The sequence below is a fragment of the Hyphomonas sp. KY3 genome, assembly GCF_017309975.1.
In the GTDB taxonomy this organism is placed as follows: Bacteria; Pseudomonadota; Alphaproteobacteria; order Caulobacterales; family Hyphomonadaceae; genus Hyphomonas.
Genome location: NZ_CP022271.1, coordinates 957,761 through 980,871, shown reverse-complemented (window position 1 = coordinate 980,871; position 23,111 = coordinate 957,761). Strand labels below are relative to the sequence as shown.

Here is a 23,111-nt window from a genome sequence, read left to right as displayed (position 1 = left end):
CGTCAGGCTGGAAGGCCCAGCCGATAGACGCCCTTGAACACATCCGGATCCTCGACAGGTTTGCCTTTCCGATAGATCAAGACTGTGCCCGCCTTGTGCAGGCGCACGGCTTCTGCCCGCACATCCTTCAGCACACGTTGAAAATTCGCATCACTCACGGCGCGCGCTGCCTGTTCAGCACTGATCGTCTTGCCTGCACCAGCTTCTGTGGTCAGATCTAGAATCGCCTGCCTGACCGGGTTCGCTTTCTCCTCGCTCACCAGTCCACCGCCGCATACACGAGTTGCTGCAATTGTGGCCTGATCGGATAGGTGCCTGAAGGGATCATCTGTGTCGCCTGGATGACGACCATTTCTTCTTCGGGATCAATCCAGAAGAAGGTGGACGCAAGGCCACCCCAGCTGAAATTGCCCAGACTGGAAGGCTGCATCGAGGCAACCGGATCAGTCAGCACAGAGCCCCCGAGCCCGAAACCATTGCCTTCCATCCGCGCTTCGGAGAACGTCTTGTCTCCCATCTCCTTGATCGTCTTGCCATCCGGAAGATGATTTTGGCGCATGAACTCCCACGTCTTCGGGCTGATGATGCGGGCGCCGTCCAGCGTACCGCCACGCATCAGCATCAGGCAGAAACGGTGATAATCCCGCACGGTAGAGGCCAGACCGCCGCCAGCATTCAGTAGTTTCGGACGCTTGCTATAGAGCTTCGATTCCTTGCCAGCGGCATCGGACATCGATATCTCGCCAGTCAACGGATGCTTGTTGTAGCATGCCATCAACCGGTCAATCTTGCTCTCCGGCACCCAGAAGTCGGTATCATCCATGCCAAGTGGACCAAAAATACGTTCCCGGAAGAACTCATCGAGAGGTTGCCCCGCAACGATTTCGACAATCGCGCCGAGCACGTCAATGGAATGCCCATATCCCCATTGTGTACCAGGCGAGAAGGAGAGCGGCAGTTTCGCGATCCGCTGGCTCATTTCCAGCAAGGTTTCGGTCGGCGCACCGATCTTGTGCTTGCGATAGATCGCGTCAGGTTCGTCCTGCATCAGGAAGCCGTACGTGATTCCCGATGTATGCGTGAACAAGTCCAGGATTGTCATCGGGCGGTCAGGTGCGCGGGTCGTATAATCCTCGCGATTGCCTCCGTCGAAAACCTGGACGTCCGCGAACTCGGGAATGAAGCGCGACACTTCATGGTCCAGGCGCAACTTGCCCTCCTCGAACAGCATCATCGCCGCCAGCGACGTGACTGGCTTGGTCATGGAATAGATTCGGAAGATCGTATGCGGACCGATCGGTTCGCCTTCGCCAATATGCGTGGTGCCGGAATAATCCTCCAGCGCCACCTCGCCCCCGCGTGACACCAATGTCGCCACGCATGGTAATTTGCCTCGGTCGATATAGTTCTGCTGGAAATATTGCGGAATGGCTGCAAGCCGTTCGGCATTCAGGCCCACATCATGCGGGTCGGTCAAATCGTGTTCGAACATGGCTTAAAGTCTCCCGGCTTTGGCCGCCTTGGCCAATTCGCGTGCGATGATGATCTGCTGGATCTGGCTGGTGCCTTCATACAGGCGGAAGATGCGCACGTCGCGGTAGAATCGCTCGATGCCATAGTCGGAGACATAGCCTGCGCCGCCAAACACCTGCACCGCACGATCAGCCACCCGGCCGCACGCCTCGGTGGCAAACAGTTTCGTGGAAGAGGCGAGTAGGGTGACATCCTCGCCCGCATCGCGCCGACGCGCGGCGTCCATGATCATGCATTCCGCCGCATAAGTCTCAGCTTGACTGTCAGCGATCATCGCCTGGATCATCTGGTGGTTCATGATGGCCGTGCCGAATTGCTTCCGCTCGAGGGCATAATTCACCATCTCGCGGATCAGGCGTTTCGACACGCCCGTCGCTACGGCTGAGATGTGCAGGCGTCCCTTGTCGAGCACGCTCATCGCAACCTTGAAGCCTTCGCCTTCCTTGCCGATGATGTTCTCGGCTGGCACGCGGGCATCTTCGAAGATCACGTCACAAATGTGCGCGCCCTGCTGGCCCATCTTCTTTTCCGGCACGCCAACCGACACGCCCGGTGTGTCGCGCTCCACGACAAAGGCTGACACGCCCTTTGGGCCCGGCGTATCCACATCGGTCCGCGCCATGACTGTGAACAGGTCCGCCTTGTTGGCATTGGTGATGTAGCGCTTGGTGCCGTTCAGCACATAATGATCGCCGTCACGGATTGCCTTTGTGGTCAGGCTGCCCGCATCAGAGCCCGCTTCCGGCTCGGTCAGCGCAAAGCTCGCAATCAGATCGCCTGACGCGATGCCCGGCAGCCATTTTTCCTTCTGCGCGTCGGTCCCGAACAGGACGAGCGCCTGGCTCCCAATACCGATATTCGTGCCGGCCACACTGCGGAAGGCTGGAGAGGTCTGGCCGAGTTCAAACGCCACCAGCGCCTCGGTCTCCATGTCCAGCGCGAGGCCGCCATACTCTTCCGGCACCGCAATGCCGAACAGGCCGAGATTCTTCATCTCATCGACCACAGCCTGCGGAACTTCGTCCTCGTCGCCCACTTGCGCCTCGATCGGCACGCATTTCTCGGTCACGAAGCGGCGGACCTGCTCGATCAGCGCCGCGCGGATTTCGGCATCGAATGCCATACGATTTCCTCCGATTATATACCTTCCCGCGTAATCTATGCCCCAACGGCACGCTTGTCGAAGGGTGACTGTGCGGTATCGTGCCGGAAAAACAGCAGGGAGGCGGAATGACCGCAGAAACAGTCCAAACCGGGGAGTTTGCCGGCTGGCAGACATGGCCCGACGAGCCGTTTGAACACGATGCCGCCGGTCCGTTCTATTTCAAGATTGACGATGATGGCCCGGTCGCGGCCTTTCGGGCACAACGCAAGCATATGAATGCGGGCGGCGTGATGCATGGCGGCTGCCTGATGGCGTTCGGTGACTTCTCCCTGTTCGCGATCGCGCATGACGGCATGGAGGGCGAATATGGAGTCACGGTCGCCTTCACGTCTGAATTTCTGGATGGCGCGCTGGAAGGCGAATATATCGAGGCGCGCGGCGAAGTGCTCCGCAAGGGGGGCTCCATCACCTTCGTGCGCGGCCTTGTCACCGCGAATGGCCGACCCGTCCTCAACTTCTCCGGCACAATCAAGAAACGAAAGAAACGCACATGAGCCACCCGCCATATCAGGATCTCTCGCGCTCCATTGAAGGCAAGACCGCACTCATTACCGGCGCCGCCAGCGGCATGGGCCGCGCCACCGCCCACCTGTTCGCCCGCCAAGGCGCCAACGTCGCCGTGACAGACCTCAAGCAGGAAAATGTCGATGTCGTTGTTCAGGAAATCCGTGATGCTGGCTTCGCCAATGTGCAGGGCTGGGCGCTGGACGTCAGCGACAAGGACGCGATCAAGCGCGTCGTGGACGAGACGGCCGCGCATTTCGGCGGGCTGGAAATTCTCGTGAACAATGCCGGCTTCGCCAGGATGGCTGACGTTGCCGAGGACAGCTATGAAGACGCATGGGCCGACAGCATCAATGTCATGCTGACCTCCCACCAGCGCGCCATCCGCGCAGCGCTCCCTTACATGCGCAAGGCATGCTTTGGTCGCATCGTGAATATTGCGTCCACGGAAGGCCTTGGCGCCACGCCGGGCAATTCGCCCTATGTCGCAGCCAAACATGGCGTCATCGGCCTGACCCGCGGGCTCGCCGTCGACCTTGGTCGTGAAGGCATCACCGTCAATGCGATCTGCCCCGGCCCGATCCATACGGGCATCACCGCTGGCATCCAGGACGAGCACAAGGAAATCTACGCCAAGCGCCGCGTGCCTTTGCGCCGTTACGGCATCCCGGAAGAGGTGGCCAATATGACGCTATCTCTCGTCCTGCCAGCGGCCAGCTTCCTGACCGGCGTGCATATCCCGGTCGATGGCGGGATGAACATCAAGAACGCCTAGCCCGCAAAACCGCGTGCCTTCATGGCGTCGTACCAGCGACCGAGATTCTCGTGCTCCTTGTGCGGCGCCCATTTCATCACGCGGCAGAAGCCACAGGTGATGAACAGCGTAATGTCCGCAATCGAGAACCGGTCAGCCGCGAGATATTCGTGGTCGGCAAGGTGGGCATCAAACCGCTCAGCCATGCGCTTGGCGTTCTTCTCACCCTTGGCAGCGGCCTCGGCGCTCTGCGGGACTTCCAGCGGCGCCATCATCTCATGCGCATTGCGGAACCAGGTCGCGAACTGCACCATGAACATCAGCTCGACCCGGCGATCCCACATCTCGATCAGGGCCTTTTCCTTCGCGTCCGTTCCCATCAGGTTCGGCTCCGGGAAGACATTCTCGAAATAGGTACAAATCGCCCGGCTTTCGGTGACCTTGGTCCCATCATCCAGCACCAGCGCCGGCACCTGCGCAAACGGAGAGACCTCGCGATATTCCTTCGTCCGGTGCTCCTGTTTCATGATGGAGACTTCTTCCAGATCCACCGCGTCCAATTTGCCTTTCGCGCGCAGGAAAAAGACAACCCGGTCCGGATTGGGGGCCATGGGGCTATGATAGAGTTTCATCGGTTTCCTCCTAGAATGTTTTTCTCATGCCCAGCGTCGCATTCAGAGGTTCGCCAGGGAAGTAGCGTTCATTGCCAAAGGCGAGATCTGCCCGGTCGGCATATTTCTCATCTGTCAGATTCCGCACGATCAGGAACAGCTCGGCCGTTTCGCTGAGGGCCCACGCGCCCCGCGCGCCCAGCACAGTATGTCCGGGATAGGTCGTCGTGTTCGCCGGGTCGACAAAATATTCGCCGACATGATCAACATTCAGCGACAGCTTGATCGCGTCCGTCGCCTGCCAGTCCAGCGAGACATTGGCCAGCCATTCCGGCGCCGTGTCGATCTCGTTGCCGTCGCGGATGGTCTCGGTGCCGGAGCCGGTGATCCGGTCGAATGTATAGGTCTGGTCAGACCAACTGGCCGAGCCGGACACGCTCAGGGCAGGCGTCAGATCAAATGCCGCGGACATCTCAACGCCCTTGTGTTCGGTCGCCCCATCCGGAACGTTCAGCCCGTCACTGTCACGGAAGAAGAAATTGTCCTTCTCCATCCAGTAGGCCGCAACATCATATACCAGCCGACCGTTCAGCGCTTTGCCCCGCGCGCCAATCTCGACGCTGTCGAGCGTCTCTTCCTTCACCTGCCCGGCCACTTGCAGGCTTTGCAGGCGGTAGAGATCAGAGGCCTGCGGAGCGCGCTCGCCGCGGGCATAGTTCGCATAAAGATCGGTCACCTCCGTTACCGACCAGATCAGGCCCAGCTTCGGCGTCAGGAGGTCAAAATTATCGGTCCGGTCATCCGGCACATTGAACCGGCCATTGATGCCGGGCGCCACATCGGTCGAATAGTCATACTCATGCGCTTCCGCGCGCAGCCCAGCCAGCACGTGCACATCCTCACCCAGCGCAAAATCCAGCTCGCCCCAGACCGCCCCCATCAACGTGTCGACGGTGTAGTCATAGTGTTTGCCTTGCGGGAAACGCGAGTCGCCCGGAAAGAAGCCGAACGGTTCGGGCTGGATTTCAGTCAGCCAGCCGCTTGCAACATCAACATCCGCGCCCACGCGCCAGGTCAGGCTGTCGGAAGCCTCCCGCTCAAAGCGCGCCATCACACCCCCACCGGTCGAGCCATTCTTCTCCACGCCACCATTCGGCAGGAAGTGCTGTGCAAAGATCATCGACTGGGTGTGCGCATACGGCGTCAGGGTCAGCGTGCCGCCGCTGAGGTTTCGAGACAGCCGCGCGCCTGCCCGCGCCGACCACGCATCGCGGTAGGCTTCCGGGTTCGGATTGGATTTGGCAATGTCCTCATCCTTGTAGGCATCCGGCCCCTGTGCAAAGCCGGCCGTTTCCTGGTTGAGGTTTGACGCGGTGAGCCATGTCGTCGTGTCCCAGTCGCCCAGCATCCAGTCGCCGACCAGTGTCAGCTTCTGCTGGTCGACGCCGGTATTGTCGCGCCAGCCGGTATCCTTTTGTAGCGACACCGCCGCCAACCAGTGCTCTCCCTCGTCCAGCGTCACATCCGTACGCCAGCGACCGAGTGTGCCATAGCTCGCGACCACCTGGCCGCCGCTGCCGACTTCCGGCAAGATGACATTGACCAGTCCGTGCACGGCATTGGAACCGTATTTCGCACTGCCCGGCCCGCGCACGACTTCAATCCCGCTCGCCACTTCATGATGTGGCTCGAACAGACTGTTGACGTTGCCAAAAGCGGGCGAGCGCACCGGGATGCCATTCTCCATGATCAGGAAACTTCCCTGCCCGGCCCCTCCGGTCAGGACGGGTGAGCGGATTGCAACCAGATGCTCCTGCCCGGAATTCATCTGAATGTTCACACCGGGTAATTTATTCAGGATTTCCGCCGGATGATCGGCGAGGATCTCGTCGATCTCAGCAGCGTCCAGACCCGCAAGGCTCCCAGGATCGGTCTCTGTCCGATCACCCCAGACGCTCACCGGCGCCAAGCGTTCCTGTGCCAAAGAAGGCATAGCCGTTGCCATACCGCAGGCGGCCAGCAACCCAATTCGAAATCGTCTCATCTTCATATCCCGCACTCGTGCCAATCCCAGCCCTGAAGTCTAGGCCTGACCGTGCGGGAGGCGAGCGGAAAGATCAGCCACCCACACCTGCAAATAGCTGATATGGCAGCGCCCCGACCACCGCGCCAGAGAGACACGTCGCCAGCGTCCCCGCCAATAGCGTCCGCCAAGCCAGCGCCAGGAAATCATCCCGCCGCGCCGGTTCCACAATGCTCAGGCCGCCAATCAGGATGCCCATGGAGCCGAAATTCGCAAAACCGCAAATGGCGTGCGCCGTGATGATGCGCGTGCGCGGGTCCATTGCGTCCTGAGGCACTTCAGCGAGTTGCAGGAAGGCCACGAATTCGGTCAGCACCGTCTTCACGCCCATCAGCGAGCCCGATTGCGCCGCCTCGCCCATCGGCACGCCGATCATGTACATAAGCGGCGCGAAGATCCAGCCAAGGATACGCTCAATGGAGAGCGGTGCACCCGCCACATCCGGGAATGCGCCCAGCCCTGCATTGACCAGCCAGAGCAGCGCCAGCGCCGCGATCAGCATGGTCGCAATGTTCAGCACGATCTTCAGGCCGTCAGAGGCGCCCGTCGAAAAAGCATCCATCGTGGAAGAATAGCTGAAATCAGGTTCCTTCATCCGCTCGGTCGCGGGCGTCGTCTCCGGAATCAGGCAGAGCGCCACGGCCACCGCTGCCGGGGCCGCCATGATGGAGGCGGTCAGCAATTGTGCCAGCGGATTGTCCATCTTGCCTTCAAGGAACGCCCCATACACCACAAGCACACTGCCTGCGATGGTCGCAAAGCCCGCCGTCATCATGATCAGCAGCTCAGACCGGGTCATACCCTTGATGTAGGGCCGGATCAGAACCGGCGCCTCGGTCATGCCCATGAACACATTGGCCGACACGGCGAGAGACGTCGCCCCGCCAAGGCCCATCGCGCGCTGAAAGATATAGGCGAACCCGTTTGTGACCCATTGAAGGATGCGCCAGTGCCAGAGAATGGCGGACAGCGCGGCGACGACGATCACGATTGGCAGAATCTGGAAGAAGAACAGCGGCGGCGGCGACCCATCCATCAATTGCTGCGCGGCCACATTGTCACCGACATACCCGAACACAAAGCTGGTGCCGGCCCGCGTCGCATTTTGCAGGCCATCGACCACGTCATTGGCCTTGAACAGGATCGCCCGCACAAAGGGGATGCCAAACAGGATCAGCGCAAACACGAACTGCATGATCGTCGCGCCGATGATCAGCCGGAACGGAAACAGTTTCCGCTTCTCTGACAACACCCAGCACACACCATAGATCAGCAAGATGCCGAGCAGCGCCCGCGCATTGTCCCAGCCCCATTCATACCCTGCGATGGAAAGCATTCGCCGCTCCCTTTCCCCAAAACTGTCACATTCAGGCTTAGCGGCGCCTTGGCCGGAGGGGAAGTATTCATGTGCGCAACTGCGTGTAACTCCCCCAGCCTGCCCATCCTTCGACTTCGCTCAGGTTGAGCGCTGCAACCTGGCAGCTGAGTGCGGACTCATCCTGAGCGAAGTCGAAGGATGGGCGAAGTCGAAGCACCGGCGCGGGAGACCAGGGCCCGGCCCTCTCCCAACGTCCGGCTTGCGCCGCCCGATTGTGCCTGCTCAACTGCCTCGCATGGAAACGCTCATCCCCATCGCGCACGAAATTGCCGACAAGCTCATGACGCGCGGCGAAACCGTCGCCATCTCGGAATCCTCGGCTGGCGGCCTCATCTCGGCGGCGCTACTCGCCGTGCCCGGTGCCTCGACCTATTATCGCGGGGGTGGCGTCATTTACACGCCCAAGGCATTCAAACATCTGCTCGGCCTGACACGGGAAGATATTGGCGACATGCGCTCCTCGACCGAGCCCTACGCCCGTCTGCTGGCCAACACCATTCGCGGCAAGCTCGCCGCCGATTGGGGGCTCTGCGAGACCGGTGCCTCAGGCCCAACCGGCAATGGCTATGGCGACGCCGCAGGCCACACCTGCATCGCCGTAGTCGGCCCGAACCGGTTCGAGATCTCCACCACTTTGGAGACCGGCCTCAGCGACCGCCCGGAAAACATGCGCCTCTTTGCAAAAGAGACGCTCGAAGTCTTCCTGGCGGCGCTGGGCTGATACCTAGCCCAGCTTGCAGACGCAGAGCTTGTTGCCGTCGGGGTCCCGGAAATAGGCACCGTAGAAGTTTGGCAGGCGTTGGCCCGGCTCGCCTTCACAGGTGCCGCCCATTTCTAGCGCTTTCTTGTAGGCGCGGTCGACGGTCTCATTATCCTTGCAGCCAAGCGCTGGCATGACGCCGTTTCCGACCGTCGCCGCTTCGCCATCATAAGGACCGCCAATCGCGATCATCGGCTGGCCGGGGCCGGTGCCATAAAATTGCAGCCGGTCATTGGCGAAGACGCGTTGCCCGCCCAGTTCCCCCATGACCGCGTCATAGAATTCGACGGCCTTGTCCTTGTCGTTTGATCCCAGTGTTACATAAGCCAGCATGACGATCCTCCCTGGATACTTTTCTTCGGTTGGCCGAAACGCAATCACGGCGCGGCAATCCGCGCAAGAGGTGACGCTACGGGTATGCTTGACGTTTACGTCAGCGTTTGGTCTGACACGAGGCAGAACAGTCAAGGAATGAGGAATAGTCCCATGTCAGATATCCGTTTCGACGATCGCGTCGCCATTGTCACCGGAGCCGGTGGCGGTCTCGGCCGTTGCCACGCGCTGGAACTCGCCCGCCGCGGCGCGAAAGTTGTCATCAACGACCTCGGCGGCACGCTGGACGGCACCGGCGGAAATTCCGAAGCGGCCGAAGCCGTTGTGAAGGAAATCGAGGCCATGGGCGGCGAAGCCATTGCGAACGGATCGTCCGTTTCCGACGAGGCTGGCGTCAAGAAGATGATCGATGACACGATGGCCAAGTGGGGCCGCATCGACATCATCATCGCGAATGCCGGAATCCTGCGCGACAAATCTTTCTCCAAGATGACCCAGGCCGACATCGATCTCGTAATTGACGTCCATCTGCGCGGCAGCTTCATGCCGGTCCACGCAGCCTGGAACATCATGAAAGAGCAGAATTTCGGCCGCATCGTCGTGACCACATCCTCGACCGGCCTCTACGGCAATTTCGGCCAGGCCAACTATGGGGCTGCCAAGCTCGGCGTGGTGGGCATGATGAACACGCTGAAAATTGAAGGCGCGAAAAACAACATTAAAATCAACGCGGTTTGCCCGATTGCTGCAACTCGCATGACCGAGGGCCTGATGCCCGACGAAGTGCTCGCCCAGCTCAAGCCGGAATATGTCACGCCCGGCGTGATGAACCTCGTCAAGGATGAAGCCCCGACCGGCATGATCCTGTCAGCCGGTGCCGGTGCCTTCTCGATGGCGCGCATCGTTGAGACCGAAGGTGTGTTCGTTGGCCAGGGTGAAGGTCTGTCGGCTGAAGCCGTTGCGGCGAAATGGGACCAGATCACCGATGTCTCGACCACGAAGCCTGCCTTCCAGTCTGGCGGCGAGCACGGCCAGAACATCTTTGCGGCTGTCGCAGCCGGCATGAAAGGCTAGGCTCCGGCTTGCCAAATACGCGATTGGGGCGCAGGTATCTCCCGTAAAAGGGAGATCACCATGCGCCTCATCGCTCTTGTTCTGTCTGTCACGCTCCTCACCGGCTGCGCCTGGTTCGAGAAGCCCCCGGAAGACACTATACTTGTTGAGGTTGAGCCAATTCCCTCGCCTCCCCCAACGCAACTGCCGCCTGGCCCACCAATCGCAGGTGTTGGTGAAACCTGCGGAGGCATTGCCGCCATCCAGTGTAGAGATGGCTTGTTCTGCAAAATGGATGACGGGGCCTGCCGCAACATCGCAGATGCGGCCGGCGTCTGCACCGAAGTCCGCTCGATGTGCACACGCGAATATCGCCCGGTCTGCGGCTGTGACGGGAAGACCTATGGCAACAAGTGCGAAGCCCACGCCGCGATGACAAGCATCGCCAGCGAAGGCCCCTGCATGCTGGAAACGTCTGAGGAGTAATACCTCAGACTATTCCTGCATCGCCTTGAGATACATGGAATTTACCGGCTTCGAGAAGACGCGCTCGACCATCGGGATGAAGAATTCCAGCGGCTCGCTCTCATAGTCCGGATCGAACGCGGCTTGGTCGTAGAGATGGCAGAACTGCGCGCAATATTCGTAATGCGGGCTGTCCTTGAAATGCTCCCGCAGATTCCGGTCCAGCCCGATATGGTGGAAGAAGTAATAGCCCTGGAACGCGCCATGATTGGCCACCATCCAGAGATTGGCCTCTGACACGAACGGCTTCAGGATCGCGGCGGCCACATCCGGATGATTGTAGCTGCCCAGCGTGTCGCCAATATCGTGAAGCAGCGCGCAGACCACATATTCCTCGTCGCGGCCGTCGCGATGCGCGCGGGTCGCGGTCTGGATGGAATGTTCCAACCGGTCGATCGGGAAGCCACCATAATCGCCATCGAGCAGGCGCAGATGGTCGATCACGCGCTTGGCGAGCCCCTTGTTGAAGCTCTTGGAATGCTCAACGATGATATCCCAATCATCCTTGGTGCCTTCCAGCATTTCGCGAAACTTCGCGCGTTCGCCCATGTCGTGTCCGTCGGCCATGCTTTCCTCCTGATATTTTCAGGCAGAATACACCGATGACGCCCGCGTCACAAATGGAAACGCCCCCGAAGCCATAAGCTTCGAGGACGCTTCTATGCGATGCTGGCCTGCACTCAGTCCCAGAGAGAGCCAAGTGCCAAACGCTGGCGCCAGGTAGTGCGCGGTGGCACATGCGCAGGCCCGCAATCCGGACAGACATGATCGTGCAACCGCTGGGACAAGGCCCAGGCGGATTCCCCGGTCCTGACACCAACCGCGGTGAGCACATCGATCAGCTGACGCAAATGCGCGTCACTCAGATCGTCATTGCCCTTCAGCAACGCCTCGGCCAGTCTCCAGCCGGCCACATCCTGGCGCAGGGCCAGAGCCACCGGTGGGCTGGACGATTTGCGAACCGCGTAAACCGCCATCCGGCCCATGGCGAGGTCGGCGGCAAAGTCTCGCAAGCAATTGCGGAACTCCAACGCCATCTCGTTCAGCGCCTTTCGGGTCCGGACCGGTTCGAACCAGTCCGGCAGGGCGGGTGGAGCCAGCACCCGTCCAAACTCGACCGGCTGCAGAGCTTCGGCGGCCATGTCGAACAGGGCCAACGCGCTGTTTGCACGCTCCCAACGCTGGACCAGACGAGACGCTCCGCTCACCCCGTGGATTAGCCGTGCGAGCTGGTAGGCTGCGGCAAGGTCTTCCACAGCTTGGGGCGTTTCGGGCAAGTTCGCCACGATACCCGGAACCCGCAAGGCTTCCGGCACCGCCACGATCACGCCCAGACGATCTGCTCGAATCTGCGGCATGTGCCGCAAGACTTTCACCGCTTCAGGATCTGCAAACAGGCTGAGGAAGTTGGCATAGTCACCCACCTCCCACAATTGTTCACCCATCCGGCCGAGTGCCTTCATCAGGCCGCCCGGCGCATCGCCGCGCATCAGGATACGCGCAAGCTCGGCGTCGCGGGCGCGTTCCACCACTCGCACGATATCCATGCCATCATCGCTGGTGCTGCTCCAACGCCGCTCCAGCAGAATTGCCGCCGCATGGCGCCGTGCCGACGGCAGGGTCAGGAACCCGGCATGCGGCACAGGCCAGAAACGAGCAATCCGCTCTGCGTGGGGGCCGGCAATATAGCCCAACAATGGCGTCGCTGCCGACGGCTTGCCAAACAGCAAGACACCAGCACGGGTCATGGGCGCGCCCATGATCCACCTCCTTTCACATCTTCCGACAACTGAACTCTTCAGAAACGGACTATCGAAATTCAATCTGTGATTATATCAGGAGGCGACCGGCCAATGCGCGGGAGCCGCTGATAGCGCTCCCCGCATCTGCAAGGAGCTGTTTGTCGTGTTACAACTCAGCTTCATCTTGTTTCTTTCGGTTGGTCTGCCAGGCCTTCCGTAAACGCACGAACGGCCTGACAGGAATTGGGCGTATAATCCAAAGCGCGACAATGTGTCAACCTTTGACGCAAACGATTTGTTTCAACGTGTGAACCACCTCCACCAGATCAGTCTGCGCCGCCATGACTGCGTCGATGTCCTTGTAGGCCATTGGCGTTTCGTCAATCACGCTGGAATCTTTCCGGCATTCGACGCCATCCGTTGCCGCCCGGTGGTCCTCGACCGAGAACCGCCGCTTGGCTTCAGTCCGGCTCATGGCACGGCCTGCCCCGTGCGAGCACGAGCAGAAGGAGTCGACATTGCCCTTTCCGCGAACAATGAAGGATTTCGCCCCCATTGAACCGGGAATGATCCCCAGTTCGCCCTTCCCGGCACGGACGGCCCCCTTGCGGGTCACCCAGATGTCCGCCCCGAAATGGTGTTCCCGCTCCACATAATTGTGGTGGCAGTTCACCGCCTCCTTCTCCAGCGAGAAGGCCGGAAAATGCTCACGCAAGGCAAACAGGACACGGTCCATCATCACCTCGCGGTTCAGGCGAGCATAGTCCTGCGCCCAGCTGACCGCATAGGTATAGTCGTCGAACAGGTCTTCTCCTTCAACAAAGAAGGCGAGATCCTTGTCCGGGACATGATAGCCCAGCACGCGCCGCTCCAGTGCCTCACGCGCCTCCCGGATAAAGTAGGCACCCAGAATGTTCCCGGTCCCGCGCGATCCGGAGTGCAGCATGACCCAGACTCGGTCCACTTCATCGAGACACAGTTCGATGAAATGGTTCCCGCCGCCAAGCGTCCCCAGCTGTTTGGCGAAGGCCGTCCGCTGGATGCGCTTGTGCTTCTTCAGGATCACGTCGAGCCGCTCCACCATGCCGGAGGCCCGAAGCGCCGTGGCTGCACGCGCCGGAGTTTCCTTGTGGCTGCCACCGCGCCCATTTCCCACAGGCACCTTGCGTTCGATCTCACTACGGATGGCCGACAAGCTATCAGGCAAGTCAGTTGCCGTCAGGCTCGTCCGGATGGCCATCATCCCACAGCCAAGATCGACTCCGACCGCCGCCGGGATGATCGCCCCCTTGGTGGGAATGACCGAGCCGACCGTTGCGCCGCGCCCGAAGTGGACATCGGGCATCACGGCAAGGTGGCTGTGAATGAACGGCAAGCCTGCAACATTCTCAAGCTGTGTACGGGCTTGTGGTTCTACAGGCACACCCTTTACCCAGGCCTTGATACGTCCGCCGGCGCGGGTTTCGATCACTTCAAATTCACTCATTGGTCTCAGCTTCGTTTCACGAAGCTCCTCCTGACAAGCCCTCCACGCGTCTCCATCGGGTTCGAAAGACAAAAAAAAACCCTCCGGGCGAAAACGCGCGGAGGGCGGCATAAGACCGAAAAACGGTCCCCGGGCTGATGATCAGCCCTATCCAGCAACCTCCATGCGGCAGCATTCGCAACCCAGTTGTAGGGTGCGTTCATATGCCTGGAAATTTGAGTTTGGCCGTTTCATGGGTCCGTCCTCGGGCTGGAATGAGCGCGCCTTATGATCGTGAGAATACGAGGCGTCAACCAATAAATGGAAAAAGCCCCGAATGAAGATCATCCGAAGCCTGTCTAGTTTTTCCGAATCCGCCTTGTGCGACAAGGCTCTATACACTTTGGCGGACAACCGGAAAAAATCTCGCCGCGTGGTCTATTCCGTTGCCGATGATGCCGATACCGCCAATGATCATGCCTTGCTGAAACAGGTATGTCATGAAGTCCGGCGATCGTGAAAACCTGATCCGGCGCAATCTGCGCCTCAATATCCGAGGTCATTAATTCGCCTCTCAGGGGTGTCTGGAACTCCCCGCTCGATTAACAGGCCTTGATGACGCTTTCTTTGGCCCCGCCAGGGCATTCCGACAAAACATGAAACATGCGCTTTTTCGCGACTATTGCAGCTGATCCTGACGGGATTTTACGTATTTCGTGCTAGTCTTAGAGGTTCAAGTAATGAATTGGAAAAGCAGAAGCGCTATCCTTGCAATCAAATTACTTTTTCTTGGCGGTCTTTTCGCCAGCGTAGCGTGAACACCAGAACGGGACCCTATTGGAATGCAATCGACCTCGGTAGTCATTCCGACCTGCAACAGAGCGTCTCTTCTTGCGGATTCCCTGAAGTCCGTTTTTGCCCAGACCGTACAGCCGGATGAAGTCATCCTGATAGATGATGGATCGACCGACAACACGCCGGACGTCGCAGCGCGCTACCCGCAGGTGCGCTATGTGCGCACTGAAAACCAGGGCAAGTCCGCGGCCATCAATCTGGCCATGACGCTGATGACCGGCACCCGGCTCTGGGTTGTTGACGATGACGACATCGCCTGCCCGGACGCCCTCCAAAAACTGGGGGCTGCGCTCGACGCCAACCCGTCCGCTGGCTTCAGCTATGGACGCCATGACCGGTTCACCGACCCCGCAAATGGCGGCGAGCGAGTCTGGCAGGACACCGGCTATTGGCGGGAGTGTCACCCGCGTGACTTCCTGATCGCCACGATGGAAGACATGTTCACACACCAGTCTGGCATGCTGTTCCAAAAGACGCTGCTGGATGCGACTGGCCCGTTCGATACCGGGCTCAAGCGCTCGGTCGATTATGACTATATTCTCCGCGCAGCGCGGATCAGCACCAGCGCCGCCTGCCCCGCCATCGTCTTCCACCAGCGCCAGCATGATGGGGATCGCGGCTCAGGCGCGAACAGATTTCCAGCCTCGGAACTGGTGCGTCGCTGGATCCAGCATGACCAGATCATCTTCAAGCGCATCTACGAGACCTGGGCGCTCGACGAATTCCTGCCGCGGGGCGAGAGTGTTGTCGGCACCCCCAGTAAGCGTCAGGCGCTGATTCAACGAGGCGCCATCATGGCACGCAAGAAATTGTGGGATCATGCCATGCGGGACTTCGCGAATGCGGCGCTCCTGATGGATCTCGATCTGACTCAGGCAGAACGTGCAATCGCCCGGCGAGGGAGCCAGTCGAAATATGGTATCCAGGAATTGCTGGACGATCATGTGATTGGTCAGGGCTTGCGGGATGTCGCTGGCCTGTCCCGTAACGGCGCTGAACTCATTGGCGAACTCGCGACCGGTTTTCGGTGGCGTATCCGGGATGAGTTGACAAGCGGCCACCCCCGCAAGGCCTCGCGACTGCTCCAGCTCTATATCACGCTGACCTCGTCAGCCTTTCATAATTCCCGGCCAACTGATTCCCCCTGGTATCCGGACGACCTTCTGACAGAGCCACATAAATCGCCCGGCAAGTAGGCGTGGAACCGGGTCAGTGATCCCACGAATCCATCTCAGAGCACGTCTTCATAGAGCGCCAGCGCATCGTCATACGTGACAAGACGGGGGTTGTTCTTCATCAGGCGCTCATTCTTGACCGCATCCTCAGCCATTTTTGGCAAGTCATTGTGATTGACGCCAACCTCGGTCAGCTTCAGGGGCGTGCCGCTTTTCGCGCACAGCTCCACCATATGGTCGATAAAGGCACTCGCGTCCTGGGCCACGCCAACGACGGGGCCGAGATCCGCATAGTCCTTGGCGGCGACGACCGCATTGAACCGCAAGACCGGCGACAGCATCAGCGCATTCGACACACCATGCGGCACATGGAACAGCGCGCCCAGCGGATAGGCCATCGCATGCACGGCCGCGACCGGCGCATTGCTGAAGGCCTGCCCGGCGAGCGTTGCTCCGATGCACATGGCCTCGCGCGCTTCGATATCATCCGGGTGCTCACATGCGCGCAACAGATTCCCGGCCAGCAGGCGCAGGCCTTCCTTGGCGAGTGCACCCGAGACCGGATTGCGCAACAGCTTTGACGTATAGGATTCGATGGCATGAACCATCGCATCGATCCCGGTTGCCGCCGTCACACCGCGCGGCGCGGTCAGCGTCAGCATCGGATCGACAATGGCGAGATCAGCAAACAACTGGTCTGACACGACTCCGATCTTCTTCATGTCATCTGACGTGACGATGGAGATCGCGGTGACCTCTGACCCGGTCCCTGCTGTCGTTGGTAACAGCACCAGCGGTGGGCGCGAGCCTTTCACATTGCCGACGCCGTAGACGTCTTCCAGCGATTGCCCGGAATCCATCAGCACGGCAATCAGCTTTGCGGTATCCAGTGACGAGCCTCCGCCCAGCCCGATTACGCCATCGGCGCCATGTTCGCGAGCCGCAGCGACCGCATCGCGGATCGTGGCAGCGGGCGGGTCGGCTACGACCTTGTCATAGACAAACACTTCAAGACCCGCATCGCGCAGGCTTTCCAGCGCGCCCTCCACCAAGCCGGCTGCGATAACGCCCTGGTCCGTCACGAAGACCGGGCGTTTCATGCGATCACTGACCAGCTTGCCGAGTTGGGCAGCACTGCCCCGTTCGAACAGGATGTGCGGCGGCGTCTTGAAGCTGAATCCCATCGGTATTTCTCCCATTTTCACTACAGGCTTACGCCTATCGGGCCTGAACAGTAAATGTCGCAGATTGCCCGAAAATCGCACGGTCTGTCATGTCGTACACGCGGAAACCCTTTGCCCAAACGCAAGAAACCCCGGACCAGCGGTCCGGGGCTCCTGAAACAATTCGAATACAGCGAGGAAAGACTAGCCTTCCATCGACTCCATTTCGGCTTCGTGACGTGCACGATCCGCAGCACCCTTGGCGCTCTCGTCACGGTCGACCAGTTCCAGAACGGCAACAGGTGCGTTGTCGCCATGGCGGAAGCCAGCTTTCAGAACGCGGGTATAGCCGCCATTACGGTCCTTGTAGCGCTCGCCCATCACGTCGAACAGCTTGCGGACAGCCGCTTCGTCACGGACCTTCGAAAGGGCCTGACGGCGTGCGTTCAGGTCGCCCTTCTTGGCGAGGGTCACCAGCTTGTCCATGAGCGGAGCCATTTCCTTCGCCTTCGGAAGGGTGGTCACGATCTGCTCATGCTCGATGAGGCTGGCAGCCATGTTCGCGAACATCGCCTTGCGGTGCGATGTCGTCTTGTTCAGTTTACGGTATCCAAGGCGATGGCGCATTGTCGTGTTCCTTAAGGAGGTGGTCAGGCCCCCGATTACTCAGTGGGCTAGAGGTGGTCGTCGTATTTCTTGGCGAGGCCTTCAATGTCTTCCGGCGGCCAATCCGGCACTTCCATGCCGAGGTGCAGGCCAAGACCGGCGAGGACTTCCTTGATCTCGTTCAGGGATTTGCGGCCGAAGTTCGGCGTGCGCAGCATCTCTGCTTCGGACTTCTGGATGAGGTCACCAATGTAAACAATGTTGTCGTTCTTCAGGCAGTTTGCCGAGCGAACGGACAGTTCAAGTTCGTCGACTTTCTTGAGCAGGACAGGGTTGAAGCCGAGATCGGTTTCTTCTGTCTGTGCGCCCGTTTCCACGGTCGGCTCTTCGAAGTTGATGAACAGTTGCAGCTGATCCTGCAGGATACGCGCGGCATAGGCCACGGAATCTTCCGGCGTGACAGACCCGTCTGTCTCGATGTCGAGGGTCAGTTTGTCATAGTCGAGAACAGTACCCTCACGGGTGTCTTCGACCTGATAGCCAACGCGGCGGACCGGGCTGTAAATCGCGTCAATCGGAATATAACCGATTGGGGCATCTTCCGGACGGTGCGCCTCGGCCGGGACATAGCCCTTGCCGGTCGCAACGGTGAATTCCATGCGCACTTCAGCGCCATCATCCAGAGTACAGATCACGAGATCCGGGTTCAGGATCTTGGTGTCACCGGAGGTTTCGATCTGGCCGGCTTTGACTTCGCCCGGACCTTTCGCCTTCAGCACCATGCGCTTTGGCGTGTCGCTCTCCATGAAGATCGCAACCTGCTTCAGGTTCAGCACGATCGTCGTGACGTCTTCGCGAACACCCTGGATCGCAGAGAATTCGTGAACGACATTGTCGATCTGAACGCCGATGATCGCAGCACCTTGCAGGGACGACAGCAGCACGCGACGCAGCGCGTTGCCGAGAGTCGTACCATAGCCACGCTCCAGCGGCTCAATGACGAGCTTGGCTTTGCGCTTGGCATCGTATCCGGCCTGGACGACAGGACGGTTCGGGCGGATCAGCACTTTCCAGTTACGGTCGTTGACGTTGGTGGGTTCGATGTCTGCCATGGGCGACGGATCCTCAGAATGGGTCAGGCGACATGAAATTATGCCGCCAATAAATACGAACTAGACGCGGCGGCGCTTTGGTGGGCGGCATCCGTTGTGCGGAATTGGCGTCGTGTCTGTGATAGCCGTAACGGTCAGGCCAGCAGCCTGAAGAGCGCGCAGTGCGCTCTCGCGGCCCGAACCTGGTCCACGCACGCTGACTTCAACAGTCTGCATACCGTGATCCATGGCCTTCTTTGCGGCATCTTCTGCCGCCATCTGGGCTGCGTAAGGCGTCGACTTGCGCGAGCCCTTGAAGCCCATCATGCCGGAGGACGACCACGAAATCGTGTTGCCCTGGGCATCCGTGATGGTGACCATGGTGTTGTTGAAGCTGGAGTTCACGTGAACAACACCAGAGGTGATGTTCTTGCGCTCTCTCTTGCGGACGCGGGTCGTTTCACGAGCCATTGAAGACTATCCTATTTCTTCTTGCCGGCGATCGGCTTAGCCGGGCCCTTGCGGGTACGGGCGTTGGTGTGCGTACGCTGACCGCGAACCGGCAGTTTACGGCGGTGACGCAGGCCACGGTAAGAACCGAGATCCATCAGGCGCTTGATGTTCATCGACGTATCGCGGCGAAGGTCGCCTTCGACGAGATAGTCGGCATCGATCGTTTCACGGATCTTGATGACTTCGGCATCCGTCAGCTCGTTCACGCGACGGGTCGACTCAACGCCAACCTTCTCGATGATCTCACGGGCCATGGATGGGCCGATGCCATGAATGTACCGCAGCGCGATTTCCACGCGCTTGTTGGTCGGGATGTTAACGCCTGCAATACGGGCCAAGGCCGATCTCCTAAGCGGACTGTTCATACATAAAGAGCGCGCCAAGGCGGAAACATCCGTCCTGCGCGCCGGCGATTAAGCCTAAAGCTAAGAAACGAGGCTTATAACGATGGAAATTAACGCGTCAACCGCGGAATCCCACCTTTACGCCGTCTCTTTCAGGGCCGCGTCGATTGCGGTTGCAACCGCCTCGATTGAGCCCATTCCGTCGACTTCCACGAGGATACCACGCTCGGCATAAATAGGCACCAGAGGCGCTGTATCTTCGTAGTATTTTTCGAGGCGTTTCGAGAACGTCTCGGGATTGTCATCCTTGCGGCCCTGTTCTTCGAACCGCTTGGTGACACGTGACAGCAGCTTGTCATCATCGACAAGGATGCGGATCACGCGATTGACGGCTTCACCGCGGGATTCGAGTAGACGATCCAGCGCTTCAGCCTGACCGACTGTGCGTGGGAAACCATCAAAGATGAATCCCGGCGCGCCGGCCTGAACTTCCAATTGCTCGTCGATCAGGGCGATGACGATCTCGTCGGAAACGAGGCTGCCTTCATCCATGATCTGGGCAACTCTTTCGCCGAGTTCGGAGCCAGACGCGCGCGCCGCGCGCAGCATGTCACCGGTAGAGAGTTGAACGAACCCCCGCTCTTCGACCAGGCGTTGCGCCTGCGTGCCTTTTCCGGCCGCTGGCGGCCCGAACAGAATTAGGTTCATCTCTTACGACCCCCGAGTTTCGACTTCTTGATCATGCCCTCATACTGGTGCGCGATCAAATGCGACTGAATCTGTGTCACTGTATCCATCGTAACAGATACAACGATCAGAAGAGAAGTACCGCCAATATAGAAAGGTATCTCTGGGAAATATCGCCGCAGGAGTTCAGGAAGGATACAGACGAACATCAGGTACAGGGCCCCAATGGTCGTCAGTCGGGTCAAAACATAGTCGATATAGGCCGCCGTGTTCGAGCCAGGACGGATACCGGGAATAAATCCGCCATACTTGCGCAGATTGTCCGCCGTCTCTTCCGGATTGAACATGATGGAGGTGTAGAAGAAGGCAAAGAAGATCACCATCGCCCCGTAAGACGTGATGTAGGTCCACGAACCCGGCGCGAAATGCGTCGCCAGCCAGCCCAGAACGCCACTCACAGCGCCGGAGGCTTCGGCATCGGCCGGATTGCCACCCAGGAAGCCCACCGCCGTCAGCGGCAGCATCAGCAGCGCAGAGGCGAAGATTGGCGGGATAACACCAGACGTGTTGATCTTGAGCGGCAGGAAGCTCTTCTGGCCCTGGGCAACACCGTGGGCCTGCTGTCGCTTCGGATACTGGATCAGCAGCCGCCTTTGCGAGCGCTCCATGAAGACGATGAAGACAACCAGCGCGATCACCATGGCCGCAATCGCCACCACAAACGCCACGTTCACAGAGGTCGTGCGCGCCTGCGAGATCAGGTTGAAGATCGCCTTTGGCATTTCAGCGATAATGCCCGCGAAGATGATCAGCGAGATACCGTTGCCGATGCCGCGCGCCGTGATCTGCTCACCCATCCACATCAGCAGCATCGTGCCGCCGGTCAGCGTCACAACGCCGGTCAGGATGAAGAACCAGGACGAGATGCCCTCAATGCGCACAGCGGCAAGGCCGCCAGCAATTGCAAAGGACTGGACCAGCGCGAATCCCAGTGTGAGGTAACGCGTATACTGGTTGATCTGCTTGCGGCCGGACTCGCCTTCCTTCTTCAACTTCTCAAGCGTTGGAGAGGTCGCGGTCAGCATCTGGATGATGATCGAGGCCGTGATGTAAGGCATCACGTTCAGGGCGAACACACCCATCCGTTCCACCGCGCCGCCGGCAAACATGTTCATGTTGCCAAGCAAGCCATCGGACTGGCTCTCGAAGAATTGGGCGTATTGCTGCGGGTCGAGTCCCGGCAGCGGGATGAACGTCCCGAGCCGGTAGAGGATCAAAATCCCGAGAGTAAACAGGATCCGGCTCTGCAGGTCCTTGGCTTTTGCAAAGCTCCGGAAATTCATGTTCCGAGCCATTTGTTCGGCAGCATTCGCCATGGGCCGCTTGACCTCCCTGAAAAAGCGTTCGCCGCCTAAATCGGCGGCGAAACAGTATTTGTGAAGGGGTTACCGGTAAAAACCGCCGATTATTCGTCAGCAGTCTCTTTAGCCGGCCCCGTGACGGTGACTTTACCGCCAGCCTTCTCAACAGCTTCAATAGCTGCCTTCGAGGCGCCTGTCACAGTGATATTCAGATTCTTTGGTGCGTCACCTTTGGCAAGCAGACGCACGCCATCGCGCACATTGCGAACCAGACCAGCGGCCACCAGCGACTCTTCGGTCACATCCTTGGCATCCAGCTTGCCAGCGGCAATCGCCTTGCCGAGACGGCCAAGGTTCACCCAGGCATGGGACTTGGAGTTACGCGCCGTGAAGCCGCGCTTTGGCAGACGCATGTAGATCGGCATCTGGCCGCCTTCAAAGCCATTCACGGCAACGCCGGAACGAGCCTTTTGGCCTTTGACACCGCGACCAGCCGTCTTGCCCTTGCCAGAGCCGACGCCGCGGCCAACGCGCAGGCGGTTCTTTGTTGAGCCCTCAGCGGGAGACAATTCGTTCAGTTTCATCGGTCTATCTTTCGATATCGTGCGGCTGCGAATGGTGGCGATTACTCGCCAACCACCTCAACCAGGTGAGCCACCTTGCGGATCATGCCCCGCACGGACGGCGTATCTTCGAGTTCCTTGGTGCGGCCGACCTTGTTCAGGCCCAGCCCCATCAGGGTCTGGCGCTGCTCAGGACGACGGCCAATCGGGCTGCCAACCTGGCGGACAGTGACTTTGCTTTTAGCCATTTTCGTGCCCTTCCCTAGTTCGTCGCGTCAGCCATGCCGGCTTCGGACGCGCCATCATTGCGGCGACCGACGACATCCTGAACCTTCAGGCCACGCTTGGACGCAACGGTCCGCGGGCTGTTCTGCTCTTTAAGCGCATCAAACGTTGCACGCACCATGTTGTAAGGGTTGGAGGAACCGATCGACTTGCCGACCACGTCCTGAACACCCAGAACTTCCATGACAGCACGCATCGGACCACCTGCGATCACGCCGGTACCTGGAGGCGCTGCACGCAGCACAACCTTGCCTGCGCCGTGACGGCCACGGCCATCATGATGCAGAGTGCGACCTTCGCGAAGCGGCACGCGAACCATGTTGCGCTTGGCTTCTTCTGTGGCTTTGCGGATCGCTTCAGGCACTTCGCGGGCTTTACCCTTGCCGAACCCTGCGCGGCCCTTCTGGTCACCAACGACAACCAGGGCTGCAAAACCGAAATTCTTACCGCCTTTGACCGTCTTCGCGACGCGGTTGATACCAACCAGCTTGTCGACGATGTCGGACTGCTCCTCGTCGCGATCGCGATTCCGGCGGCCTCTTCCTCTTTCTTCAGCCATAGG

At 59.6% G+C, this 23,111-nt stretch carries 27 protein-coding genes; 7 read left to right on the top strand and 20 right to left on the bottom strand.

Going from position 1 to position 23,111, the window contains the following annotated elements; all coding sequences use genetic code 11:
- Positions 1–2: 2 nt before the first annotated feature.
- From CFA77_RS05050 to CFA77_RS05040, 3 genes are read right to left on the bottom strand one after another with little or no spacing between them, the layout of a single operon-like run.
- A complete protein-coding gene (locus CFA77_RS05050) occupies positions 3–260 on the bottom strand; it encodes a DUF3253 domain-containing protein (RefSeq protein WP_206992511.1) in 258 nt (85 codons plus the stop codon).
- Positions 257–1,492 carry a serine hydrolase gene (locus tag CFA77_RS05045; protein ID WP_242517490.1) on the bottom strand — a complete coding sequence of 412 codons (1,236 nt, stop codon included), beginning with the start codon at positions 1,490–1,492 and terminating at the stop codon, positions 257–259. Before CFA77_RS05045 ends, CFA77_RS05050 begins: the two co-directional genes overlap by 4 nt.
- Before the next feature lie 3 nt (positions 1,493–1,495).
- The gene (locus CFA77_RS05040) at positions 1,496–2,656 is read right to left on the bottom strand and encodes an acyl-CoA dehydrogenase family protein (RefSeq protein WP_034814156.1); all 1,161 of its coding nucleotides are present in this window, start codon (positions 2,654–2,656) and stop codon (positions 1,496–1,498) included.
- Positions 2,657–2,763: 107 nt separating this feature from the next.
- Here CFA77_RS05040 and CFA77_RS05035 point away from each other — a divergent pair, with 107 nt between their 5' ends.
- Both CFA77_RS05035 and CFA77_RS05030 read left to right on the top strand, forming a co-directional pair.
- Positions 2,764–3,192 carry a PaaI family thioesterase gene (locus tag CFA77_RS05035; RefSeq protein ID WP_206992510.1) on the top strand — a complete coding sequence of 143 codons (429 nt, stop codon included), beginning with the start codon at positions 2,764–2,766 and terminating at the stop codon, positions 3,190–3,192.
- Entirely contained in the window at positions 3,189–3,977 is a 789-nt protein-coding gene (locus CFA77_RS05030) for an SDR family NAD(P)-dependent oxidoreductase (protein WP_206992509.1), read from the top strand. The genes CFA77_RS05035 and CFA77_RS05030 overlap by 4 nt, the downstream gene beginning before the upstream one ends.
- On the opposite strand, the gene CFA77_RS05025 is transcribed toward CFA77_RS05030, so the two are convergent.
- The 3 genes from CFA77_RS05025 to CFA77_RS05015 all read right to left on the bottom strand — a co-directional run bounded on the left by CFA77_RS05025 (position 3,974) and on the right by CFA77_RS05015 (position 7,986).
- Positions 3,974–4,588, bottom strand: a complete 615-nt coding sequence (locus CFA77_RS05025; protein ID WP_206992508.1) for a glutathione S-transferase family protein — start codon at positions 4,586–4,588, stop codon at positions 3,974–3,976. The genes CFA77_RS05030 and CFA77_RS05025 overlap by 4 nt on opposite strands.
- 10 nt (positions 4,589–4,598) lie before the next feature.
- Positions 4,599–6,611 (bottom strand): TonB-dependent receptor, encoded by a 2,013-nt coding sequence (locus CFA77_RS05020; RefSeq protein ID WP_242517489.1) that lies wholly within the window; start codon positions 6,609–6,611, stop codon positions 4,599–4,601.
- Positions 6,612–6,684: 73 nt separating this feature from the next.
- On the bottom strand, positions 6,685–7,986 hold the full coding sequence (locus CFA77_RS05015) for a NupC/NupG family nucleoside CNT transporter (RefSeq protein ID WP_206992507.1): 1,302 nt from the start codon (positions 7,984–7,986) through the stop codon (positions 6,685–6,687).
- A 277-nt stretch (positions 7,987–8,263) separates the two neighbouring features.
- Between CFA77_RS05015 and CFA77_RS05010 the strand changes: the two genes are divergently transcribed.
- Positions 8,264–8,749 (top strand): CinA family protein, encoded by a 486-nt coding sequence (locus tag CFA77_RS05010; protein WP_206992506.1) that lies wholly within the window; start codon positions 8,264–8,266, stop codon positions 8,747–8,749.
- A 3-nt stretch (positions 8,750–8,752) separates the two neighbouring features.
- On the opposite strand, the gene CFA77_RS05005 is transcribed toward CFA77_RS05010, so the two are convergent.
- Positions 8,753–9,121: a VOC family protein gene (locus CFA77_RS05005; protein ID WP_206992505.1), complete on the bottom strand. Its 369-nt coding sequence runs from the start codon at positions 9,119–9,121 to the stop codon at positions 8,753–8,755.
- A 153-nt stretch (positions 9,122–9,274) separates the two neighbouring features.
- Between CFA77_RS05005 and CFA77_RS05000 the strand changes: the two genes are divergently transcribed.
- Both CFA77_RS05000 and CFA77_RS04995 read left to right on the top strand, forming a co-directional pair.
- Positions 9,275–10,195, top strand: coding sequence for an SDR family NAD(P)-dependent oxidoreductase (locus tag CFA77_RS05000; RefSeq protein ID WP_206992504.1), 921 nt, complete (start codon positions 9,275–9,277; stop codon positions 10,193–10,195).
- 60 nt (positions 10,196–10,255) lie between these two features.
- On the top strand, positions 10,256–10,660 hold the full coding sequence (locus tag CFA77_RS04995) for a Kazal-type serine protease inhibitor family protein (RefSeq protein ID WP_206992503.1): 405 nt from the start codon (positions 10,256–10,258) through the stop codon (positions 10,658–10,660).
- A 9-nt stretch (positions 10,661–10,669) separates the two neighbouring features.
- Here the strand turns inward: CFA77_RS04995 and CFA77_RS04990 are convergent, their stop codons facing one another.
- From CFA77_RS04990 to CFA77_RS04980, 3 genes are all read right to left on the bottom strand, one after another.
- Entirely contained in the window at positions 10,670–11,266 is a 597-nt protein-coding gene (locus tag CFA77_RS04990) for an HD domain-containing protein (protein WP_206992502.1), read from the bottom strand.
- 113 nt (positions 11,267–11,379) lie between these two features.
- Positions 11,380–12,459 (bottom strand): hypothetical protein, encoded by a 1,080-nt coding sequence (locus CFA77_RS04985; RefSeq protein ID WP_206992501.1) that lies wholly within the window; start codon positions 12,457–12,459, stop codon positions 11,380–11,382.
- Positions 12,460–12,715: 256 nt separating this feature from the next.
- Positions 12,716–13,927 carry an RtcB family protein gene (locus CFA77_RS04980; RefSeq protein ID WP_206992500.1) on the bottom strand — a complete coding sequence of 404 codons (1,212 nt, stop codon included), beginning with the start codon at positions 13,925–13,927 and terminating at the stop codon, positions 12,716–12,718.
- A gap of 316 nt (positions 13,928–14,243) precedes the next feature.
- On the opposite strand from CFA77_RS04980, the gene CFA77_RS04975 reads away from it, so the two are divergent.
- Together CFA77_RS04975 and CFA77_RS04970 are read left to right on the top strand one after the other, a co-directional pair.
- Positions 14,244–14,426 carry a hypothetical protein gene (locus CFA77_RS04975; protein WP_206992499.1) on the top strand — a complete coding sequence of 61 codons (183 nt, stop codon included), beginning with the start codon at positions 14,244–14,246 and terminating at the stop codon, positions 14,424–14,426.
- A gap of 322 nt (positions 14,427–14,748) precedes the next feature.
- Positions 14,749–15,957, top strand: a complete 1,209-nt coding sequence (locus CFA77_RS04970) for a glycosyltransferase family 2 protein (RefSeq protein ID WP_051607738.1) — start codon at positions 14,749–14,751, stop codon at positions 15,955–15,957.
- Between the two features lie 35 nt (positions 15,958–15,992).
- On the opposite strand, the gene CFA77_RS04965 is transcribed toward CFA77_RS04970, so the two are convergent.
- The 10 genes from CFA77_RS04965 to rpsE all read right to left on the bottom strand — a co-directional run bounded on the left by CFA77_RS04965 (position 15,993) and on the right by rpsE (position 23,108).
- Positions 15,993–17,120: an iron-containing alcohol dehydrogenase gene (locus CFA77_RS04965; RefSeq protein WP_206992498.1), complete on the bottom strand. Its 1,128-nt coding sequence runs from the start codon at positions 17,118–17,120 to the stop codon at positions 15,993–15,995.
- Positions 17,121–17,303: 183 nt separating this feature from the next.
- Positions 17,304–17,726, bottom strand: a complete 423-nt coding sequence (gene rplQ / locus CFA77_RS04960) for a 50S ribosomal protein L17 (RefSeq protein WP_034814177.1) — start codon at positions 17,724–17,726, stop codon at positions 17,304–17,306.
- A 47-nt stretch (positions 17,727–17,773) separates the two neighbouring features.
- On the bottom strand, positions 17,774–18,817 hold the full coding sequence (locus tag CFA77_RS04955; protein WP_206992497.1) for a DNA-directed RNA polymerase subunit alpha: 1,044 nt from the start codon (positions 18,815–18,817) through the stop codon (positions 17,774–17,776).
- Between the two features lie 60 nt (positions 18,818–18,877).
- Entirely contained in the window at positions 18,878–19,267 is a 390-nt protein-coding gene (rpsK, locus tag CFA77_RS04950) for a 30S ribosomal protein S11 (RefSeq protein ID WP_034814179.1), read from the bottom strand.
- 11 nt (positions 19,268–19,278) lie between these two features.
- A complete protein-coding gene (gene rpsM, locus CFA77_RS04945; protein ID WP_034814180.1) occupies positions 19,279–19,647 on the bottom strand; it encodes a 30S ribosomal protein S13 in 369 nt (122 codons plus the stop codon).
- A gap of 144 nt (positions 19,648–19,791) precedes the next feature.
- On the bottom strand, positions 19,792–20,361 hold the full coding sequence (locus tag CFA77_RS04940; RefSeq protein WP_206992496.1) for an adenylate kinase: 570 nt from the start codon (positions 20,359–20,361) through the stop codon (positions 19,792–19,794).
- Positions 20,358–21,716: a preprotein translocase subunit SecY gene (gene secY / locus CFA77_RS04935; protein WP_206992495.1), complete on the bottom strand. Its 1,359-nt coding sequence runs from the start codon at positions 21,714–21,716 to the stop codon at positions 20,358–20,360. The genes CFA77_RS04940 and secY overlap by 4 nt, the downstream gene beginning before the upstream one ends.
- A gap of 89 nt (positions 21,717–21,805) precedes the next feature.
- Positions 21,806–22,285, bottom strand: a complete 480-nt coding sequence (rplO, locus tag CFA77_RS04930) for a 50S ribosomal protein L15 (RefSeq protein WP_034814184.1) — start codon at positions 22,283–22,285, stop codon at positions 21,806–21,808.
- 41 nt (positions 22,286–22,326) lie between these two features.
- Positions 22,327–22,512: a 50S ribosomal protein L30 gene (gene rpmD / locus CFA77_RS04925; RefSeq protein ID WP_034814186.1), complete on the bottom strand. Its 186-nt coding sequence runs from the start codon at positions 22,510–22,512 to the stop codon at positions 22,327–22,329.
- Between the two features lie 14 nt (positions 22,513–22,526).
- Positions 22,527–23,108, bottom strand: a complete 582-nt coding sequence (rpsE, locus tag CFA77_RS04920; protein ID WP_034814187.1) for a 30S ribosomal protein S5 — start codon at positions 23,106–23,108, stop codon at positions 22,527–22,529.
- Between the last annotated feature and the right edge of the window lie 3 nt (positions 23,109–23,111).

Bases quoted from the DNA above. Each gene is read 5' to 3' on its own strand.
- CFA77_RS05035 (WP_206992510.1), top strand. From the start codon at position 2,764: ATGACCGCAGAAACAGTCCAAACCGGGGAGTTTGCCGGCTGGCAGACA.
- rplO (WP_034814184.1), bottom strand. From the start codon at position 22,285: ATGAAACTGAACGAATTGTCTCCCGCTGAGGGCTCAACAAAGAACCGC.
- CFA77_RS04980 (WP_206992500.1), bottom strand. From the start codon at position 13,927: ATGAGTGAATTTGAAGTGATCGAAACCCGCGCCGGCGGACGTATCAAG.
- secY (WP_206992495.1), bottom strand. From the start codon at position 21,716: ATGGCGAATGCTGCCGAACAAATGGCTCGGAACATGAATTTCCGGAGC.
- CFA77_RS04970 (WP_051607738.1), top strand. From the start codon at position 14,749: ATGCAATCGACCTCGGTAGTCATTCCGACCTGCAACAGAGCGTCTCTT.
- CFA77_RS04965 (WP_206992498.1), bottom strand. From the start codon at position 17,120: ATGGGATTCAGCTTCAAGACGCCGCCGCACATCCTGTTCGAACGGGGC.
- CFA77_RS04940 (WP_206992496.1), bottom strand. From the start codon at position 20,361: ATGAACCTAATTCTGTTCGGGCCGCCAGCGGCCGGAAAAGGCACGCAG.
- rpmD (WP_034814186.1), bottom strand. From the start codon at position 22,512: ATGGCTAAAAGCAAAGTCACTGTCCGCCAGGTTGGCAGCCCGATTGGC.
- CFA77_RS04995 (WP_206992503.1), top strand. From the start codon at position 10,256: ATGCGCCTCATCGCTCTTGTTCTGTCTGTCACGCTCCTCACCGGCTGC.
- CFA77_RS05020 (WP_242517489.1), bottom strand. From the start codon at position 6,611: ATGAGACGATTTCGAATTGGGTTGCTGGCCGCCTGCGGTATGGCAACG.
- CFA77_RS05045 (WP_242517490.1), bottom strand. From the start codon at position 1,492: ATGTTCGAACACGATTTGACCGACCCGCATGATGTGGGCCTGAATGCC.
- CFA77_RS04955 (WP_206992497.1), bottom strand. From the start codon at position 18,817: ATGGCAGACATCGAACCCACCAACGTCAACGACCGTAACTGGAAAGTG.
- CFA77_RS04975 (WP_206992499.1), top strand. From the start codon at position 14,244: ATGAAGATCATCCGAAGCCTGTCTAGTTTTTCCGAATCCGCCTTGTGC.
- CFA77_RS05005 (WP_206992505.1), bottom strand. From the start codon at position 9,121: ATGCTGGCTTATGTAACACTGGGATCAAACGACAAGGACAAGGCCGTC.
- rpsE (WP_034814187.1), bottom strand. From the start codon at position 23,108: ATGGCTGAAGAAAGAGGAAGAGGCCGCCGGAATCGCGATCGCGACGAG.
- CFA77_RS05040 (WP_034814156.1), bottom strand. From the start codon at position 2,656: ATGGCATTCGATGCCGAAATCCGCGCGGCGCTGATCGAGCAGGTCCGC.
- rpsK (WP_034814179.1), bottom strand. From the start codon at position 19,267: ATGGCTCGTGAAACGACCCGCGTCCGCAAGAGAGAGCGCAAGAACATC.
- CFA77_RS04985 (WP_206992501.1), bottom strand. From the start codon at position 12,459: ATGGGCGCGCCCATGACCCGTGCTGGTGTCTTGCTGTTTGGCAAGCCG.
- CFA77_RS04990 (WP_206992502.1), bottom strand. From the start codon at position 11,266: ATGGCCGACGGACACGACATGGGCGAACGCGCGAAGTTTCGCGAAATG.
- CFA77_RS05010 (WP_206992506.1), top strand. From the start codon at position 8,264: ATGGAAACGCTCATCCCCATCGCGCACGAAATTGCCGACAAGCTCATG.
- rplQ (WP_034814177.1), bottom strand. From the start codon at position 17,726: ATGCGCCATCGCCTTGGATACCGTAAACTGAACAAGACGACATCGCAC.
- CFA77_RS05000 (WP_206992504.1), top strand. From the start codon at position 9,275: ATGTCAGATATCCGTTTCGACGATCGCGTCGCCATTGTCACCGGAGCC.
- CFA77_RS05015 (WP_206992507.1), bottom strand. From the start codon at position 7,986: ATGCTTTCCATCGCAGGGTATGAATGGGGCTGGGACAATGCGCGGGCG.
- CFA77_RS05025 (WP_206992508.1), bottom strand. From the start codon at position 4,588: ATGAAACTCTATCATAGCCCCATGGCCCCCAATCCGGACCGGGTTGTC.
- CFA77_RS05030 (WP_206992509.1), top strand. From the start codon at position 3,189: ATGAGCCACCCGCCATATCAGGATCTCTCGCGCTCCATTGAAGGCAAG.